The following is a 17,248-nucleotide window of genomic DNA, read 5'->3' as shown; positions in this document are numbered from 1 at the left end:
GAAAGGGTTCAACTCTTGGCGACGAGCGAAACGCCAAGACAGATAAAAAGCACGCCGACGATGCGCCACATATTCACGCCCTCGGCCAGAACGAAGTAGCCCCAGGCGGTCACCAGCACAAACGACAGACCAAGAAAGGGGTAGGCATAGCTGATATCCACTTTCGACAGTACAACCAGATGCGAAGCCATACTGACTACCATCACGAACAGACCAGTGATGACGTAGAAATTGAAGATAATATCAAAGGCAGCACCCCTGATACCTGCGGCGGAAATGTCGAAAGCAGGCAGCGAGGTCATGCCCTTCTTGAGCAGAATCTGCGATGCGAAGTTCGTGAGCACCGTAAAGAGGATGAGCGGAATGTACTTTGCCATATACTGCCTGAGCCTGAGTTACAAATCTTGAGTCTTGGCGGCTACCTGCCGCGGGCGGAAGAACTGAGTATAGTCACCGCCACTAGCTTTGCCTGAACCTTACAGGCTCAGTCGCTTGAAAATGCCTTCCGGTATCGATTTTATGACCAGCATGATGAACTGCCAGAACCAAGGCGTGTACAACACCATGCGTCCGCCATCAGCTGCAAGGCGAATATCATCGGCGACTTTTTCCGGCTTGGCCCATAGCGGACCACCCTTCTCTATATCAGCTGTCATCTTGGTGTCTATGAAACCTGGTTTGACGGTCAACACGCCATGATTGGACTTGTGCAGTCGGTTCCGAAGTCCCTGCAGAAATATCGTAAGCCCGCCCTTGCTGGCGCCGTAGACATAATTGCTGCCACGACCACGGTCACCGGCTACCGAACTGACGACAATGATACTCGCTCCGCCTGCAGCCCCCTTCTCCCCTGGCCGACGCTCAAGCGCTGAAGCCAGCCAGGTCAGGTATGACACGATAGACAGGAAATTCACTTCCACAGCTTCCCTGGTCACCTCAAAGCTGGCTTCGCAGGCAGCCTGGTCGGGCAGGCTGCCCTGGAAAAAGTAAAACTTTGCAGGAGCGTGATCGGTAAACAACGATTCTACCAAGGTCGGATGATCATCGTATGTCAGGGAATCCTGCAACAGTGTGCGTACGTGCAGCGCACCCCGTACCCGAAGATCGTCGGCCACCGCCGTCAGCCTCGATTCGTTTCGCCCCACCAGAATCAGTGATGCGCCCTCTTGGGCATAGCGCCGGGACAGTGCTATCGCCACATCGGAGGTCGCACCGAATACAACGATTGGCTTGCTGCCCGATTCGCCCCCATTCCTCATTGTGTTACTCATTCCTTGTTCACTCAAAGCTGTGTCTCCATGCTGACCCGCCGCCAGAAGTCTGAACTGAAGGCCGGGTCGATCCAGCGGCTGAATTGATCGTGCGCGGGAAAAAAAGTTCGGAACGCTGATGCGCTCATCAATCTGTCCTTGGCGGGATAAATTGCGCCACCAGCCTCTACCACCTGCTGCTCGATGCGCTCGATCAGGGTTCTGGACTTCAGACCTCTGTTTGAAAAATCAAGTGCCAGGCACAAGCCCGGGCGAGGAAAGGACAGCAGGCCGGGTGAAGCCAGATCCCCGAACTCCTTGAGCACGGCCAGAAACGAACCCATCCCGGAATCAACGATCGCCCGAAGGATGGCCTCCAGCGATTCGGAGCCTGCCGGCACCACGAACTGGCACTGATAAAAGCCTTTGCTGCCGTAGATTCGGTTCCAGTTGGCAATACTGTCGAGCGGATAGAAATAGGGCTGGTAATGGTCCCTGCTGAAAGCGCTCCGCGCGGCCTTCTTACTGTTACTCCGGTAATACAGCTCGTTGAAGAGCTTTATACTGAGACCGTTCAGAGCCATGGCCGGGAAGTTGAACGGAATCGACACCCGGCCCTTCCCTGTTTCCTTCTCCCGCAGCAACTCATCCGCTTCAATCGCAGCCGCGTGCCTGGCGCGATAGAACAGACCCCGCGCAAAATTTTCGCCACCGGATACGCAATCCAGCCAGGCGACGGTGTAGTCAAAACTGGCCGAGTCTGCCGAAATCGAGCGGAACGCTTCAAGACCGTTGAACGGGATGGTCTCCACATCCATAAAGGCTGAATCGACTCTGATCAGCTGGATTTCCGCACTCAGAATGAGACCAGTCAGACCAAGCCCACCAATGGTAGCGGCAAACAGCTCAGCGTTCTGGGTGGCGGAGCAGACCAGGCGGCTGCCATCTGAACGGAGGAGCTCAAACTGTTTGATGTGTCGACCAATGGTGCCAGCTACATGATGGTTCTTCCCATGCACATCATTGGCTATGGCACCACCGAGGGTCAGAAACTGGGTGCCCGGCGTCACGGGCAGAAACCAGCCCCTGGGCACAATGTGCTGCAATATATTCTGGAAAGTCAGACCAGCTTCTGCCGTTAACACACCTGTGTCAGTATCCAGCGCCACAAATCGATCTAACCCACGGGCATCAATCAATGTACCGGCGGTATTCAGACAGGAGTCGCCGTAGCTGCGCCCGTTACCAAATGGCAGCACACTCTGCTGGCCTGCCATCTGTGTTGCAGGTGCATCCCGCCAGCCCCAGCGCAGCGCCTTCTGCGGCGTCTGCGGATCAAGCCCCCAGCTGCGATAGGCTTCACTCACAGAAAGTTGGCCGACATAGCTGCAGCCACAATGACGCCGCAGATAAGAATGGTCTGCAGACTCACGCGGTCACGGATCGCAAAAACGATGGGATCCTCATGCATCTTGCCCCTGGATGTCACCATCCAGATCCGGCCTACCCAGAACAGCAATACCGGACAGAGCAGCCAGAGCACCTCTTTTACCGCATACATGGAAGCAACTTTGTCACTGTTGATGTACAGCGCCACGACGAGCACTGACACGAAACCCGAGACCACACCCAACATCTGCAGCAGATCGAGATCACTGGTGACGTAGCCGCGGCCACTGGCCTGGTTCAATTCGCGCTTTTCGAGGTTTTTCAGTTCCGACACACGCTTGGCCAGCGCCAGACTGAGGAAGAAGAACATGGAAAACGCCAACAGCCAGAACGACCATGCAGCGCTGACAGCGAGCATGCCGGCAATAATCCGCAGCGTGTATAGCGAAGCCAGCAGACAGACGTCCAGTATGGGTACTTTCTTGAGCTTGAATGAATACGCCAGCGTGATCACGGTATACAGCAGCGCAACGCCGGCAAAGGCGGGCGGCAGGAACATAAAGATGAGGACGCTGATAGCCACCAGACCAATCATCATCTTGATCCCGGTCAACAGCGGAATTCGCCCACTCGCAAAGGCTCGTTTCTTCTTGATGATGTTGACCCGATCGCTGTCGAGATCCAGCAGGTCATTCCATATATAGGTGGCAGAAGCCAGCAACGAGAAGGAAATGAAGCAGAAGAACAGGGTAATCCAGCCGCCGACATCGTCGAAACGCTGCTCAAGCAGAAATGGTATGAATAGCAGAGCGTTCTTGGTCCATTGATGAACCCGCAGCGCCTTCAGGTACTCGCGTGGGGAGGGTGCCTGCTCGCGGAAAATCCGATCGATGGTAAAACGCTGCTGAGTCTGTCGCAGGAAGCGGTCTGACTGTGTCGCCACCAGCACCTGTCTGGCATTGGACCAGACCTTCCAGTCGTTCCAGTCGTTGCCGATGTAATCGAAGCCGCCGTGCCCAAACCGGTCCGTGAGGATCTTCGCCTTCGCGGAGCCCATGATATTGTCGTGCTCATTGGACGCGATGACTTCGTCGAATACGCCTACGTATTCTGCCACCTGACGCGCTAGGCGCTCATTACTCGCAGTACAGAGTATGATGGCACGCTCTGGGCAGGCCTTTTTCTGCGCCCGCAGATAGGTGACGACTTCCTGATTGTAGGGAATGAGTTCGGGCGAAAGCCAGTTCTGGGCAGCCAGCTTGTATTTCAGGTGGGCCTTGCCCCGATACAGCCAGACCAGTACCCAGAAGAAGTGCAGTGGATTGAGCTTGACGAAACGCAGAAATGACTCGATCAACAGGTCGCTCTTGATCAGCGTACCATCAAGATCGACACAGAGAGGCGGCAGAGACCCTTGCTCAACAGCAGCACCCGGTTTGCTATCTGTTGCCGTCACTTGCTCATTCATTTCCGAATCCATCCTTTACCAGCATCGTTGAAGCTAATGCCAACGACTCTTTTTGCTCAATTAACACGCATGCCACTACTTATTGTAACCACAGCGAGATCAGCCTTCCGTGACATGCCTCAGCGAAGGTGGCATACGCTAACTTGATACCAGTTTAAAGAACAGTCCCCATCGACCAAAAAATGCGCTGATTCGATGAGTTTTGACAAACTTTTACATTTGAAGGACTTTTCCACACAAAAACACGTGTACACTAGCGCCGTTTCGAGTAGTCGACCCGTTCTGGTGCCTGATTTTCAGGGCCACTGAAGACTGTCTGAGACCGCGTATTCACGGATGCACAGCGCCCTCAAACTCGTCTACGCTTGGTATGGGCAGTAGAGACGTCGTTCGACGGCTCGTGATCATGTAAAGGATTGATGAACCCTATGGCAATTGAACTTTCCGTCGTCGTACCTCTGTATAATGAGGAAGACAATGTCAGGCTGATGTTCGAAAGGATAGACGAAGCCCTGCAGCCCTTTGCAGGTCGCTACGAAATCATTTTCGTGGATGATGGCAGTCGAGACAGAACGTTCGAGGTGGCCAGCGAGATCGCTGCAAACACGCCATACCTCAGGGTCATCACTTTCCGTCGAAATTACGGTCAGACACCGGCCATGGCAGCCGGTATCGACAACGCCGTTGGCGAACTCATCGTCACTATGGACGGCGATCTTCAGAACGACCCTTCTGACATCCCCTTCATGGTCGAGAAGTTACGTGCCGGCGATGGCGAAGGCAACCGCTACGATATCGTCGTAGGCTGGCGCCACAATCGCCAGGACAAGCTCGTGACGCGCAAGATTCCGTCCATGATCGCCAATCGTCTCATTGGCAAGGTGACCGGCGTACCGATCAAGGACAATGGCTGCTCGCTGAAGGTCTATCGCGCCGAAGTCATGCAGAAAATGCCTTTCTACAATGAAATGCACCGGTTCATCCCTGCGCTGTTGTCGCTCGGTGGCGCACGCGTCGCCGAGGTCAAGGTGAAGCACCACGCAAGACAGTTCGGTGAGTCCAAATATGGTCTGTCGCGAATTTACAAGGTGCTTTTTGACCTGCTGACCATGAAGACGATTCTCTCGTTGATCACGCATCCGGTCCGATGGTTCTTGCGTCTTGCGCTCATTCCCTCGCTGCTGACGCTCATAAGCCTGATTTTTGTAGTCAGCGGTGTGGCTTCGGGCGAGACGATTGTGGTCAGCGCCACCCATGCCGTCCTGTTCCTGAACCTGACGCTGTTTCTTGTCTCGCTCGGCTTTATCAGTGAGCTGATCTATAACAAGAGTCCTCTCGATCTCGGCGAAGTAGCGCCGCTGACAGCCAGGCTGGACCTGTATTCAGGCAACACGGAAATCGACGAGCCAGCCAGAGCCGGCACAAGTTCATCAGACACCAACAAAATCCCGGGCTGACCGCAAGGTCAGCCTCTACCAAGATACAGGTAAGACAAGACATGAGTCAGACACCAGACCAGAGGCCCCAGGTCGAGATTACGGCACTGGTTCCGATCACGGAGCGAGCGGAAAACCTGGATTTATTGATCAGGCAGTATGACGAGGCGTTAGCCAGTCTGGGACGCAGCTATGAATTTATCTTTCTGCTGAGCCCGGACTATGCCCAGTATGGTCCTCAACTTGAAAATCTCTGCATGTCCGGGGTAAACGGGAAGACCGTCACCATGTCGCGCGGTTTTGGCGAGGCAACGATCCTGCAGGTCGGCGGTGAAATGGCCTCGGGCGAACTGTTATTGACGCTCACGCCCTATGAACAGATCGCGCCGGCCGCCATCACCGAGCTCTTCGAAGCCCTGAACGACAACCTGGAAATGGTCGTCGTCAACCGAAGCCCGCGAACCGATGCCAGGTTTAACCAGACACTGGCACGCTGGTTCAGCCGAATACTGATCAACTCCTCCGGCTCCGGTTTCAAAGACATGGGCTGTGGCATACGATTATTCCGCAAGTCAATTCTCCGCGAACTTCGCCTGTATGGCGACTTGCATCGCTTCCTGCCTTTGCTCGCAGAACAGCAAGGCTTCCGGGTCAAGGAAATCGATATCAGGCAATCGCCGCAGGATTCACGGAAGCGTGTATATTCCGCCTCGACCTATCTCGGCCGCCTGTTCGATCTGCTGACTATCGTGTTTCTGACCAAGTTCAATCAGAAGCCCCTGCGCTTCTTCGGTGCCGGTGGAGCGGCCTGCCTCATCGTGGCGCTGATCGGATTGAGCTGGGTCGCTATCGAGCGAATATTCTTCGATGTTGCTGCGGCTGATCGACCACTGCTGGTGCTCTTCAGTCTGCTGCTGGTGCTGGGCGTGCAGCTCGGTGCGATTGGTCTGGTCGGTGAAACCATCATTTTCACCCACGCCAAGAACAACAAGCCATATACGATTCGGAAAATTGTCAACAAGCACGAGGCCTGACGATCTCAAGGCGGACACCGGTGGTGAAAGGCCGGTGTCGCGCCTGAATAGTGCTTCGAGCCCGCTTCGTTTGCATCTGCAGGTATTCACCAACGATACTGAGTTTGACCAGCTGGCAGCAGACTGGGCCGATCTGCTCAGCCGCAGTGCCTGCAACCCGCTATTCAATAGTTGGCCATGGCAAAGAGCCTGGTGGCAAGTCTGGGCGCGCAGACTCGAACTGCAACTGCATATCGTGGCCATCTATCTCGATGATGCCTCGGGCCAGCTCCTGGGTCTTCTGCCAATCTGCTTCAGCCCTCGTGATAAAGCCTACGCCTTTCTCGGCGCCCTCCCTCGGTCCACCTTCCGCAGCGAACTTCTCGATGCGATTGTGGATACCGATGCCGAAGACGCAGTCTCAGACCAATTCAGCGCTCATCTCATCACCTTGCTGGGCTCTGCAAAGTTCCATGCCGCCGACGTGCCGCGCCAAGCGAACATCAGCCGCATACTGCAGCAGCTGTCACCAGTGGGTCGGGTGTTGCTGCTTGGCCACACGACCATGGCGGAGGACACCGTCTATCAGGTAGATTGCGACGCTGGGTTCTCACACTATGTCGGCACACTCGGCAAGAACAGCAGATTGAAGCTCTTCAATCGCAGGACCTACCTCAAACAGCACTATCCCGAGGCAGAGGTGTTCGAGGAAAGGCTCACCGATGGCAACCACCACGGCCGGCCATCAGTTCGATTCCTGTCATTTCAGCCAGCCTTTGATCGCTTTCACCGCCTGCGTTGGAACAAGCCATTCCTTGGCCAGGACGGCCTCGACTTTCAGTCCTGCTTCACCGATTTCTGCGAACACTGGAACGAGCTGTGTATCGACCTGCCCCATGTGAGGATCAGTCCGCTGATTTCGGTTCTACAGCACCAGAGGACAGCCGTTTCATTGCTCTATGACATCGTGGCGGGCGATACGCGATACAATATGCAAATGGGGTTTTCAGAAGACTTCGACAAGAAGCTCTCCCTAGGCACCCTGCACCTCGGCTATGCCATAGAGGCCGCCTGCGAGGCTGGTCTCAGGCACTACAGCTTTCTCGCTGGGACCGGCCGACTCGCCGAAGCGAGCTATAAGACGCACCTGGCAACGAGCAGTAGCGGCATCAGCACAAGTTGTACTGCCGCCAATCATCGCTTTCTCGAACTGATGTGCCGCGATCTGGCGCGCTGTGCACTGCACACTGTCCGACGCTGAGACTTCAGGCTAGTCTAGCCCAGTGGCAGCTCCCAGAATTGCGCATGGCCCTGAGCGGGATCGAGCTCATAGGCAGCAAAACCGAACTTTCTATAGGCCCTCGCAGCCACCTCATTACCGGACAATACTTCCAGCGTGAGTTTGCAACAGCCTCTTGCCTCAGCCTCTGCCTTGACGCTTTCAAGCATCAGTTGGCTCAGACCCAGTCCCCGATAGTCAGCCTTCACGGTAATGTCATGTATGTTGACCAGTGGCTTGCATTTGAAGGTAGAAAAGCCCGGAAAGCAATTGATCAGGCCGGCGGGGTCGTCATCGACATAGGCGAGCAAGCTGAAAGCACTGGGGACTGCAGCCAATGCTGCCGGAAGACTCTCGATCACCGCCTTGCTCAGACCGATCCCGCCGCCCATTGGATCACGTGCGTAGTCATCCAGAAGATCAGTCAGGTGCCGTCCCTGCTCTGCATTGCGGTAATCAACCTGTACGATATTGATTATTTTCGTCGACATTGCTATTCCTTGTGAAATATTTCCGAGCGAAATCAGCAATCTTTCCATGCTGTGGCGCGCTCGCCAGACTATAATTCAGTTGCTGTACTCGTAAAACAAGAAAAAGGAGTTCAAGCCTCATGAGCAAGTCGATCGTTCTTTTCTGTGATGGCACCTGGAACAAGCCCGAAGACGAGCATGGGCTTGTTCATCCAACCAATGTGCTTCGCTTCATGCGTCTGCTGAAGCCGAAAGACAACAATCTGCACCAGATCGTTTATTACGACACCGGCATTGGCACGGGCGGGGTGTGGGATAAATATGTTGGTGGAGCTTTCGGGCTCGGCATTTCCAACAATATCATGGACGCCTACCGCTTTCTCGCCAACAACTGGGCCGAGGGCGACCGAATCTTCATGCTGGGGTTCAGTCGGGGTGCCTACACCGTGCGATCCCTTGCTGGCTTCGTCCACTTCATGGGGCTACTCCACAAGGAAAGCATGCCAGCCTTCCCCCTCTGCTATCAGTATTATCGCGCCTTCAGCGAGGACAGGCTTGAGATGAAGCAGGCTCAACTGGTTGAAAGTCTTCGTGAAACGATAAGCCAGGCGAACCGTCGCCCTCCCATTCATTTTCTTGGTGTGTGGGATACGGTCGGAGCCCTTGGTGTCACTCTACCCGGATTTCAGCGCTTATCACGGGGCTGGGTCGGCTTTCACAATACCCAGCTGTCATCCACCATACGGCACGCCGTTCACGCGCTGGCTCTCGACGAAACAAGATCTCAATTTGCGGCGAACCTCTGGACCTATCCAGCCGACCCTTCAACGGCGGAGGCAGGCAGCCCCAGCCCCTCTATCGTCAGCGACCAGGTGCTCCAGGTCTGGTTTCCGGGTGTTCATAGTGATGTCGGCGGTGGCTACCCCGACTCGGACATTTCGGATCAGGCTCTTGCCTTCATGATCGCGCAGGCGCGTCGCCATGGGCTGCAATTCTACGAGTCATCGGCCGAGCTTGCACCGAGTAGTGCGCCGGAGCATTGGCTAATCAATGATGAAACCAAGGGCATTTACAGACTGTCCCCACGGCATCATCGCCCTATCGGTGACCAGCAACGACTGGAAGCTGGCCTGGAGCTGGCCGTCAATGAAAAGATTCACGAGTCAACCGTCCAGCGTCTGAATGCCGGCGGCAGCTTCCAGAATGGCGATCGGCTACGCGAGGCTCTGCGTGACGGTATGGCGATATATCATGAGCGCGATGCAGCTCGGATCACCCTGCCTGGCACTGGGAAATCGGGCAGTATCATTCACGTCGATTTCAGCGGCAGTAGTGATGGGGAACAGCGTCTGGCCTGCAAGATACTTGATTATTCGGATCGCGGTGCACGTATCGACTGCAGTGAATCAGCCGCGCTGCGGCCGGGCAAGGTCGTACAATTCCAGACGGAAGATCAGCGCGTCCGGAGCGCTACTGTTCGCTGGCAGCATGACTCTACAGCAGGCATACAGTTCAACGAGACGCCGGCGGCCTGATTGCCTTTACCTCTCGTCTACCATCCCTGCTACAGTCCTCCTTTCCCGACGGGCCACCGGTTTCCCATGCAGAAGTTCGCACTACTCCATGAACGACTGCATGGCCTGGGCTTGTTCCACAACAATCCGCCTCACCCGCCGTCGCACTTTGCAGATTCCCAAGTGGATACCATGGACTATATTGCCATGGCCCATGACGCGGCCTATATCGAGGCTTTCCGCCAGGATGACTTCACGGTTCAGGCCCGTCGCAAGCTCGGCCTGCCCTGGTCCCCCGGTCTCATGCAGCGAACTTTCACGGCAGTTCGAGGGACCATGCTCACCGCTGATCTCGCGCTGGAATTCGGGCTCGCAGGTCATCTTGCCGGCGGCACCCATCACGCTCACCATGCCGAAGCCCGAGGCTTCTGCATCTTCAACGACCTTGCCGTCACCGCTCGCTACGCCCTGAGCCGGCCCGATGTGGAACGGGTGCTGATTCTCGATTGTGATGTGCATCAGGGTGATGGCACCGCTCGTATACTCTCCAATGATCCGAATGCGCTCACGGTATCCGTGCATTGTCGAGCGAACTACCCTTTCGACAAGGCGGAGAGTGACTACGATATCGAAGTCGAGAAAGGGTGCAGTTCGAAGGAATACCTGCGACTACTCGACGCTTACTGGCCCCTGCTGCTGGATCGACATCAGCCTGACCTGGTCCTGTATGACGCCGGCGCAGATGTGCATCGCGAGGACGCACTCGGTTTGCTCGAGCTTGATGACGCCGCCATCTTCAAGCGTGATACCCATGTGATCGAGGCCTGCCTGGACCGCCGGATCCCTATAGCCTGTGTGATTGGCGGTGGGTATATGAAAAATCTCAAGCGACTTGCAGAAGTGCATGGCATTGTTCATCAGGCCGCATTTCGTCTGTTTCAGCAATATTTCGAATGAGTTCAAAGGAGCCGTGATGGCCGAAGAAGTACTGGTCGTCGAAGACCTCTGTAAGGCCTTTGAACAACCGGACGGTCGATTGCAAGTCGTCGATGGCGTGAGCTTTCGCATGACTGCTGGCAAGTCGGCCGCATTGACTGGCGAAAGTGGCAGCGGCAAGAGCACGCTGTTGCAACTCGTAGCCGGACTCGTTCAGCCGGACGCCGGTAGAATATTCATTTCGGGTCATCATCTAGGCAATATGAGCGACGCCGCACTCGCTGATTTCCGCCGCAGACACATTGGCCTTATCTTCCAGCAGTTTCGTCTGATCATGACGCTCCGCGTGATGGATAATATCCGTCTCATGGCAGCACTGAACCAAAGTGTTGACCCTGAGCATGAAGCCTTTCTCATCGAAACGCTCGAGCTTGGCGATCAGCTGCAGAAATATCCTGCCCAGCTATCCGGTGGTCAACAGCAGCGGGTCGGCATCGCTCGTGCCCTCAATCACAAGCCACTGCTGATTCTGGCCGATGAGCCGACTGGCAGCCTGGACAGCAATACCAGCAGCACTGTCTCAGGACTTCTCATTGAGCTGGCCGCCGGCACGGGTGCGGCACTACTGACCGCCACCCACAGCCAGCCGCTGGCCGAGACTCACAATTCGATCTTCAGGCTTCAAACTGGTCGGCTGGATATGCCGACGTGCTGAGAGCGAGCACTGGCTTTACAGTGGTCAAGACCTTGTTGAGCCACTATCGCTATCACCCATGGCAAAGTCTGTTTCTGATGACCGGCCTGGTGGCCGGCGTCGCCCTATGGGCAGCGGTGCAGCTCATCAATGCCGAGGCTATCGCCAGCTACGAGACAGCGAATCGTGTTTCTGGTGCCAGCATAGCCTGGCGGATACAAGGCAGCACGTCTCAGGGAGTGCCTGCCGAGGATTATATCGATCTGCGCCGGGCGGGTTTTACCAGCCTGTTTCCGGTCATCGAAGAACAGGTTCGACTCGAAAATGGCGGCTCGTTGCGAATATTCGCCAGTGACCTGCTCGCTCTGCCGGGTGCAGGGGGAGCAAGGGCTGACGCTGGCGATCGTTGGCTCGACCTGATCCAGCCACCCTATTCGATGACGCTATCAGCCGGTGCAGCAAAAAACCTCGGTGCAGCTGAAGGCGAGCCCCTGCGACTACGCAGTGGACAGTCGCTACCACCAGTGACCATTGACACCTCGACACCGGCTGGCGAAACGGCCTTCATGGATATCGCAGCCGCGCGCACGCTTTTTCCGCAATATGCCGAACTCGACGTTTTCAGCTATCTGGCAACAGGCGCTCTCAGCGAAACGGAGCTCAATGCCCTTGCAGCCGCCCTGCCGACGGGTCTCAGGTTGCAACGGGATACCACCGTTCCGGATCTGAAGGAGCTGACAGCCAGTCTCCACCAACATCTCGATGCGCTGGGTTTGCTCGCCTTCGTGGTCGGCACTTTTATCGTCTTCAGCGCACAACGCTTCGCGCTGATCTATCGCCAGCAGACCTTTTCTGTTCTGCTCGATCTTGGCGTGTCTTTTCGCTGGCTGATGGGCGCCGTCCTGGCAGAGACAGTCGTTTGGAGTATCGCTGGTACCAGTATCGGCCTGGGCGTTGGCTATTTCATAGCGCTGACGCTGCTGCCAGAGGTAGCCGCAACTTTGAGCAATCTCTACGGTGCATCAATGCCAGCACAGCTTCTGCTACGCCCGGACACCATCGGCGTGGCATGGTTGCTGAGTCTTTCAGGACTTATCCTGGCAGTGACCGTGCCAGTGCTCAGCAGAATTGTCGGAAATAAAAAAGTAAGCCGCTTCCGCTCGACCGTGCCGGTCGATATCGTTGGCTTGGGTCTTGGACTGCTCATGTGTATTACCGGCGGTGCAACGCTGGCGCAGGGGCTTGTCGACCCAACGCAAGGATTTCTTGCCATCGGTCTTACCTTGCTTGGTACGGCCTTGCTTTTGCCAGCTGTGCTGCGTCGGGGATTGTCTTTCTGGAGTCCAGCGGCCATTGATCCAGGGCGGGATGGCGGGGGCGACCGGGTCCGGCTGTTCCGACGCTGGCTTGCGGCGGAAGCGAGCGTGCAACTACCGGCTTTAAGACCCGCCATGATGGCGCTGTTGCTGTCACTCAGCGCCGCCGGTGGCATCGAGCTCATGGTCGGCAGCTTCAGAACCGCCCTCGAAGACTGGCTTGAAAGTCGCCTCTCGGCCGACATTTTCATTGCCCCGACTCAAACCTCTGGACCACATATTGCCACTGATTCAATCGTTACGAATCTGATAGCCAGTGGACTTGAGACGGGCTGGCTTGTAGCCGCCCATCAGCGCACTGGCATCGAAACGCGATGGCTGAACCGCCCGACACAGATTCGAGGCTTTGATGTGTCTGCACCGGACAGTAAGTCGCTTCCGCTGGCCGATGGTTCGCTCAGCAACTGGCTGGCTTACGATGCCGCCAGCAGGCAGCCACTTCCGGTTCTTGTCAATGAGCAGGCGAGCTATCTGCGTGGGCTCAAGCCCGGTGATGCCATCGTAGTGGACAATGGGTCGGAGGCTGTACACATGCGCATCGAGGGTATCGTCCATGACTATGGCAATGCAGAATTTGCGCTATATCTGCCGGCTGCGGCCATGCAGTCAGCCTGGCCGAATGCCGAGGGTCTCGGCACCTCGCTATGGCTGAATCCGGAAAGATCCGACAGCGAAGCACTGGCAACCGCCGCGCTGGATCAGGCCGGTATCCCAGCCGCTCAGTGGCTCCTCCAGAACGATCTGAGAACGATGTCACTGAATATCTTTGACCGAACATTTGCGGTCACGGCAGCACTCAATGTGCTGACCTTACTCATCGCCGGAGTGGCTTTGCTCGCTGCCCTGCTTGGTCTCATGAGTCAGCGTCTGCCGGAGCTGGCCCTCTGGCGAGCACTCGGTCTATCTCGAATCGAGATTGCTCTGCTGACCATGGTCCCTGTGATCGCCATGGCCTTGCTTACCTGGCTGCTCAGCATACCGTTGGGCATCGCGCTCGCCTGGGCGCTGGTCAACCGCCTGAACATCGTCTCCTTTGGCTGGAGCATGCCGCTCGAACTGGAGTGGCTGCCTTTTGTACAGCTCGGTCTTCTCTCCTTCGGTGTGGTCGTCGGGGCCCTGGCATTGGTCCAGGTCAGGCTCGGGCGTCAGCTGTCAGGCGCTATCAATCAGCTGGGTGCAGACACATGAGACACGGTCCAGCACGCCAGTGGCGCCAGCTACGAAAGCATCTTGTCATTGCGTCAGTCCTCGCCTCACTTCATTCGCAGCCTCAGGCGAGAGGAACAGAGCAATACGACAGCATTTTGCACAATACGCCGTCCCAGTCTGCCAGCTCAGCGAGCGCAGAGTTCCGACAGGTTACTCCCGGTCGTCAGTTCCAGTTTCCACAAGATCATGCACCGCACCCCGGATTCAGAATCGAATGGTGGTATCTCACCGCCAACATGAAGGACGAGCAGGACCGGGACTGGGGACTGCAATGGACCCTGTTCCGCACTGCCCTGGGCGATGAGTCAAGAGCGGAAGGCTGGGAAAGCCCGGTCATCTGGATGGCTCACGCGGCATTGTCGCCCCCGGTTTTACTGCCGGAGGCCGGCGGACATCAGTTCGAGCAACGCTTTGCACGAGGCGGGATCGGCCAGGCCGGGGTCAGCAGTGTTGATGATATTCTAGAGCATGGTTTCGAAGCCTGGCTTGATGACTGGCTACTGAAAAGCCGGCAAGCGGGTGCCCTGCTCCCGGCGGCACTGCACTTTTCGGTAGGCGACAAGCAGCTGGCGTTCGAGCTGCGTGAATTGGGACCAATAGTGTTGCAGGGTGACAAGGGCTACAGTCGGAAGTCCTCAGATGGTCAGGCCAGTTACTACTACAGTCACCCAAACATCGCGATCGAAGGTAGGGTTATGTCCAAGGACGGGTCAATTGCGCTAGAGGGCCTGGCCTGGCTGGACAGAGAGTGGAGTTCGACATTTCTCGCAGAGGACCAGACAGGCTGGGACTGGTTTGCGCTGCATCTCGACGACGGGCGGAAACTCATGATCTATCGTCTTCGAAGCGCACTCGGCCAGGACAACTTCAGCGGCACCTTGGTGGCAGCGGATGGGCATGCCCAGACGCTTGATCAGGGCGCTATTGATCTCACGCCATTACAATCGACGACCCTCAAAAACGGCGTCGTACTGCCGTTACGCTGGCGTCTGGAGTTACCAGAGCTGCAACTAGGCTGGACGCTCTCTACCGATAACCCGGAGCAGTTCATGCAGACTACCGTTCCTTACTGGGAAGGCAGAATCGAGGCTGAGCCCATGTCAGGCAGCCCAGCTGGCATAGGCTATATGGAATTGACCGGCTATCGGGCAGCAGACTAGTTCGGCTCTACCACCAATACTTCCCGAAATTTTCAGGATTGGCCCAGTTTTCCGAATTATTCCACAAGCGCTTGAAGTTGTAGGAGTTGATATTGTACTCGAAGGCTTCAAGCCGGTGCGCGTCATGCACGAAGCTGGCGCGATGATGAAAGCCCAGCGCCACGAAATCCCCAGCCGACAAAGGCGCTTCAGCCAGATCGACGAAGACGATGACCGAGACGATCAGGGCATTACGATAGCCGGCGAGCATCTGGGTGGCAGCTTCGGCCTGCATGGACTCGAGGTAGTCGGAAATCACGAGGCAGTCTGGCGGCATAGCAGACCCCAACAACTCCAGGGGTGCCATCCCGGACGCATCACTGAGCCGCACATCAGGCATCTGGGCGGGTGACAGCGGTGGTGCCGAACCCAGAAAGGCTACTTCCCTGAACCGGTTTTCCAGCACCCAGGCGTTGATAAACCCAACGGGGCTGTCATGTATTGTGCTCTGTTCTGCTACTTCCATTATCTTTCCGGCCTCATGTCTGGTGATACGAGCATACTGTACAGCCTGACGTAGTCTTCGGCAGCAGTCTTCCAGCTGAAGTCCTGTCGCATGGCTGCACGTCTTACTTCAATCATACGTTGAGGGTCATCATACAGCGTGATGGCCCGTTTGATAGCCGCAGAGAGCGCTGCGGGACTGGCGTCGCCAAACACAATACCCGTCTGGGCCTGAAAGTCTGACGGAGATGTCTGGTCCGCACTCGTCGTATCGTCTGCGTCCGACACGGTATCGGCTAACCCACCAGTGCGCCGGACAAGCGGTATGGTGCCATACCGTAGCGCATAGAGCTGGGTCAATCCGCAGGGTTCGAAGCGAGAAGGTACGAAGAGAAAATCACAGCCAGCCTGCAGCTGATGAGACAAGGCTTCTTCATATCCGATGGTTGTAGCGATTCGACCCGGATACTGCTGAGCCAGTAAGGTGAAGGTTTTTTCCAGCAGAGGGTCGCCCGAGCCGAGCAAGCAGAGCTGCGCGTCCGAAGCCATCAAATGCTCCACACAGCTCACCAGCAAATCCAGACCTTTCTGCTCACTCAATCGGCTGACAACCCCAAAGAGCGGCTGGTCGGCTACAGGATCGAGTCCCAGCAGCTTTTGCAAAGCCCGCTTGTTGGCTGTCTTGCCCTCGCTGGCGGTGCTGACATCATAGTTCTGCGCCAGGTAGGTGTCCGATTCGGGATTCCACACGGAATAATCGACGCCATTCAGGATGCCATCCAGTTTGTGTCTGCTGTTGCTCAGCAAGCCCTCGAGTCCACAACCATAGGCTGGTGTCTGGATTTCTCTGGCATAGGTGGGACTGACCGTGGTCAACCAGTCGCTATAAACGATCCCGGCCTTGAGCATGGAATAGCGGCCAAAGTATTCGAGCCCTTCCATGTGGTAGAGCGATTCCGGGAGACAGGTCCTTGAATACTGAGCATGCTCGAAAGCGCCCGTAAATTGCAGATTGTGTATGGTAAAAACCACCGGAGGATAGCGCATACCCCAGGCCTTCAGATAGGCGGGCAACAGGCCAGCCTGCCAGTCATGCGCATGCACCAGATCCGGCTGCCAGCCGATAAGCCCGCCATACTGCGTAATGACAGCGCCAGTCCAACACAGGGCAGCGAATCGCTCGGCGTTGTCAGGATGGTCACGACCTGCAGTATCTATGTAGGGTCCGCCATCGCGGTCAAACAGTACATCACACTCGAGTAGGAGGCAGCATGCGCCCTTGTTGCCCCGCTTACCCTGTAGCAATCGCATGGCTCCAAAACCAAACGGATTACCGAGTTCCGCCACCAGGTCCAGATCGTCAAACTGGATCTTGATCTGCCTGTAGGCCGGAAGCAGAATCTTCACACTATGATTGAAAGGCGGCTGGCTGAGGGCTTCTGGCAGACTGCCAACGACATCACCAAGACCACCTGTCTTGATATAGGGATAGGCTTCAGCGCTGACAAAAAGTATATTCATGTTAGAGGGTGTCCAGACGGATTAAGCTTTGAATAGCATGGACCTGCCAC

14 protein-coding genes and 1 pseudogene are annotated in these 17,248 nt (G+C 56.2%); 8 read left to right on the top strand and 7 right to left on the bottom strand.

Annotated elements, in window-relative coordinates; all coding sequences use genetic code 11:
- Positions 1-8: 8 nt before the first annotated feature.
- The 4 genes from ABD735_RS19460 to ABD735_RS19445 form a co-directional block, all read right to left on the bottom strand.
- Positions 9-377, bottom strand: a complete 369-nt coding sequence (locus tag ABD735_RS19460) for a DMT family transporter (RefSeq protein ID WP_344809642.1) — start codon at positions 375-377, stop codon at positions 9-11.
- A 99-nt stretch (positions 378-476) separates the two neighbouring features.
- Complete coding sequence (locus tag ABD735_RS19455; RefSeq protein WP_344809640.1) at positions 477-1,271, bottom strand: SDR family oxidoreductase; 795 nt, start codon at positions 1,269-1,271, stop codon at positions 477-479.
- A gap of 11 nt (positions 1,272-1,282) precedes the next feature.
- Entirely contained in the window at positions 1,283-2,617 is a 1,335-nt protein-coding gene (locus ABD735_RS19450) for an FAD-binding oxidoreductase (RefSeq protein ID WP_344809638.1), read from the bottom strand.
- A complete protein-coding gene (locus tag ABD735_RS19445) occupies positions 2,614-4,107 on the bottom strand; it encodes a UbiA family prenyltransferase (RefSeq protein WP_344809636.1) in 1,494 nt (497 codons plus the stop codon). Before ABD735_RS19445 ends, ABD735_RS19450 begins: the two co-directional genes overlap by 4 nt.
- Positions 4,108-4,535: 428 nt before the next feature.
- On the opposite strand from ABD735_RS19445, the gene ABD735_RS19440 reads away from it, so the two are divergent.
- The 3 genes from ABD735_RS19440 to ABD735_RS19430 are packed head-to-tail and all read left to right on the top strand — an operon-like array spanning position 4,536 to position 7,817.
- A complete protein-coding gene (locus ABD735_RS19440) occupies positions 4,536-5,564 on the top strand; it encodes a glycosyltransferase family 2 protein (RefSeq protein WP_344809634.1) in 1,029 nt (342 codons plus the stop codon).
- 41 nt (positions 5,565-5,605) lie between these two features.
- Positions 5,606-6,577, top strand: coding sequence for a glycosyltransferase family protein (locus ABD735_RS19435; protein ID WP_344809633.1), 972 nt, complete (start codon positions 5,606-5,608; stop codon positions 6,575-6,577).
- Entirely contained in the window at positions 6,555-7,817 is a 1,263-nt protein-coding gene (locus tag ABD735_RS19430) for a GNAT family N-acetyltransferase (protein WP_344809631.1), read from the top strand. The genes ABD735_RS19435 and ABD735_RS19430 overlap by 23 nt, the downstream gene beginning before the upstream one ends.
- A 14-nt stretch (positions 7,818-7,831) precedes the next feature.
- On the opposite strand, the gene ABD735_RS19425 is transcribed toward ABD735_RS19430, so the two are convergent.
- On the bottom strand, positions 7,832-8,326 hold the full coding sequence (locus tag ABD735_RS19425; RefSeq protein ID WP_344809629.1) for a GNAT family N-acetyltransferase: 495 nt from the start codon (positions 8,324-8,326) through the stop codon (positions 7,832-7,834).
- A gap of 119 nt (positions 8,327-8,445) precedes the next feature.
- Between ABD735_RS19425 and ABD735_RS19420 the strand changes: the two genes are divergently transcribed.
- From ABD735_RS19420 to ABD735_RS19400, 5 genes and pseudogenes are all read left to right on the top strand, one after another.
- Entirely contained in the window at positions 8,446-9,840 is a 1,395-nt protein-coding gene (locus tag ABD735_RS19420) for a DUF2235 domain-containing protein (protein WP_344809627.1), read from the top strand.
- Positions 9,841-9,906: 66 nt separating this feature from the next.
- On the top strand, positions 9,907-10,776 hold the full coding sequence (locus ABD735_RS19415; RefSeq protein WP_344809625.1) for a histone deacetylase family protein: 870 nt from the start codon (positions 9,907-9,909) through the stop codon (positions 10,774-10,776).
- A gap of 118 nt (positions 10,777-10,894) precedes the next feature.
- Positions 10,895-11,470, top strand: a pseudogene (locus tag ABD735_RS19410) (ABC transporter ATP-binding protein); the annotation flags it as partial.
- The gene (locus ABD735_RS19405) at positions 11,464-14,013 is read left to right on the top strand and encodes an FtsX-like permease family protein (protein ID WP_344809621.1); all 2,550 of its coding nucleotides are present in this window, start codon (positions 11,464-11,466) and stop codon (positions 14,011-14,013) included. The pseudogene ABD735_RS19410 and the gene ABD735_RS19405, both read left to right, overlap by 7 nt.
- Positions 14,010-15,194, top strand: coding sequence for a lipocalin-like domain-containing protein (locus ABD735_RS19400; protein ID WP_344809619.1), 1,185 nt, complete (start codon positions 14,010-14,012; stop codon positions 15,192-15,194). Before ABD735_RS19405 ends, ABD735_RS19400 begins: the two co-directional genes overlap by 4 nt.
- 7 nt (positions 15,195-15,201) lie before the next feature.
- Here ABD735_RS19400 and ABD735_RS19395 read toward each other — a convergent pair whose 3' ends face one another.
- Both ABD735_RS19395 and glgA read right to left on the bottom strand, forming a co-directional pair.
- Positions 15,202-15,699, bottom strand: coding sequence for a DUF6231 family protein (locus ABD735_RS19395; RefSeq protein ID WP_344809617.1), 498 nt, complete (start codon positions 15,697-15,699; stop codon positions 15,202-15,204).
- Positions 15,699-17,198, bottom strand: coding sequence for a glycogen synthase GlgA (gene glgA / locus ABD735_RS19390; RefSeq protein ID WP_344809615.1), 1,500 nt, complete (start codon positions 17,196-17,198; stop codon positions 15,699-15,701). The genes ABD735_RS19395 and glgA overlap by 1 nt, the downstream gene beginning before the upstream one ends.
- Between the last annotated feature and the right edge of the window lie 50 nt (positions 17,199-17,248).

The organism is Allohahella marinimesophila, from assembly GCF_039538005.1.
Taxonomy (GTDB): Bacteria; Pseudomonadota; Gammaproteobacteria; order Pseudomonadales; family Oleiphilaceae; genus Allohahella; species Allohahella marinimesophila.
Note: the sequence above shows the minus strand (reverse complement) of the source record. Positions and strands in the feature narration are given on the sequence as shown.

Bases quoted from the DNA above. Each gene is read 5' to 3' on its own strand.
- ABD735_RS19460 (WP_344809642.1), bottom strand. From the start codon at position 377: ATGGCAAAGTACATTCCGCTCATCCTCTTTACGGTGCTCACGAACTTC.
- ABD735_RS19455 (WP_344809640.1), bottom strand. From the start codon at position 1,271: ATGAGTAACACAATGAGGAATGGGGGCGAATCGGGCAGCAAGCCAATC.
- ABD735_RS19445 (WP_344809636.1), bottom strand. From the start codon at position 4,107: ATGAATGAGCAAGTGACGGCAACAGATAGCAAACCGGGTGCTGCTGTT.
- ABD735_RS19440 (WP_344809634.1), top strand. From the start codon at position 4,536: ATGGCAATTGAACTTTCCGTCGTCGTACCTCTGTATAATGAGGAAGAC.
- ABD735_RS19435 (WP_344809633.1), top strand. From the start codon at position 5,606: ATGAGTCAGACACCAGACCAGAGGCCCCAGGTCGAGATTACGGCACTG.
- ABD735_RS19425 (WP_344809629.1), bottom strand. From the start codon at position 8,326: ATGTCGACGAAAATAATCAATATCGTACAGGTTGATTACCGCAATGCA.
- ABD735_RS19420 (WP_344809627.1), top strand. From the start codon at position 8,446: ATGAGCAAGTCGATCGTTCTTTTCTGTGATGGCACCTGGAACAAGCCC.
- ABD735_RS19415 (WP_344809625.1), top strand. From the start codon at position 9,907: ATGCAGAAGTTCGCACTACTCCATGAACGACTGCATGGCCTGGGCTTG.
- ABD735_RS19400 (WP_344809619.1), top strand. From the start codon at position 14,010: ATGAGACACGGTCCAGCACGCCAGTGGCGCCAGCTACGAAAGCATCTT.
- ABD735_RS19395 (WP_344809617.1), bottom strand. From the start codon at position 15,699: ATGGAAGTAGCAGAACAGAGCACAATACATGACAGCCCCGTTGGGTTT.
- glgA (WP_344809615.1), bottom strand. From the start codon at position 17,198: ATGAATATACTTTTTGTCAGCGCTGAAGCCTATCCCTATATCAAGACA.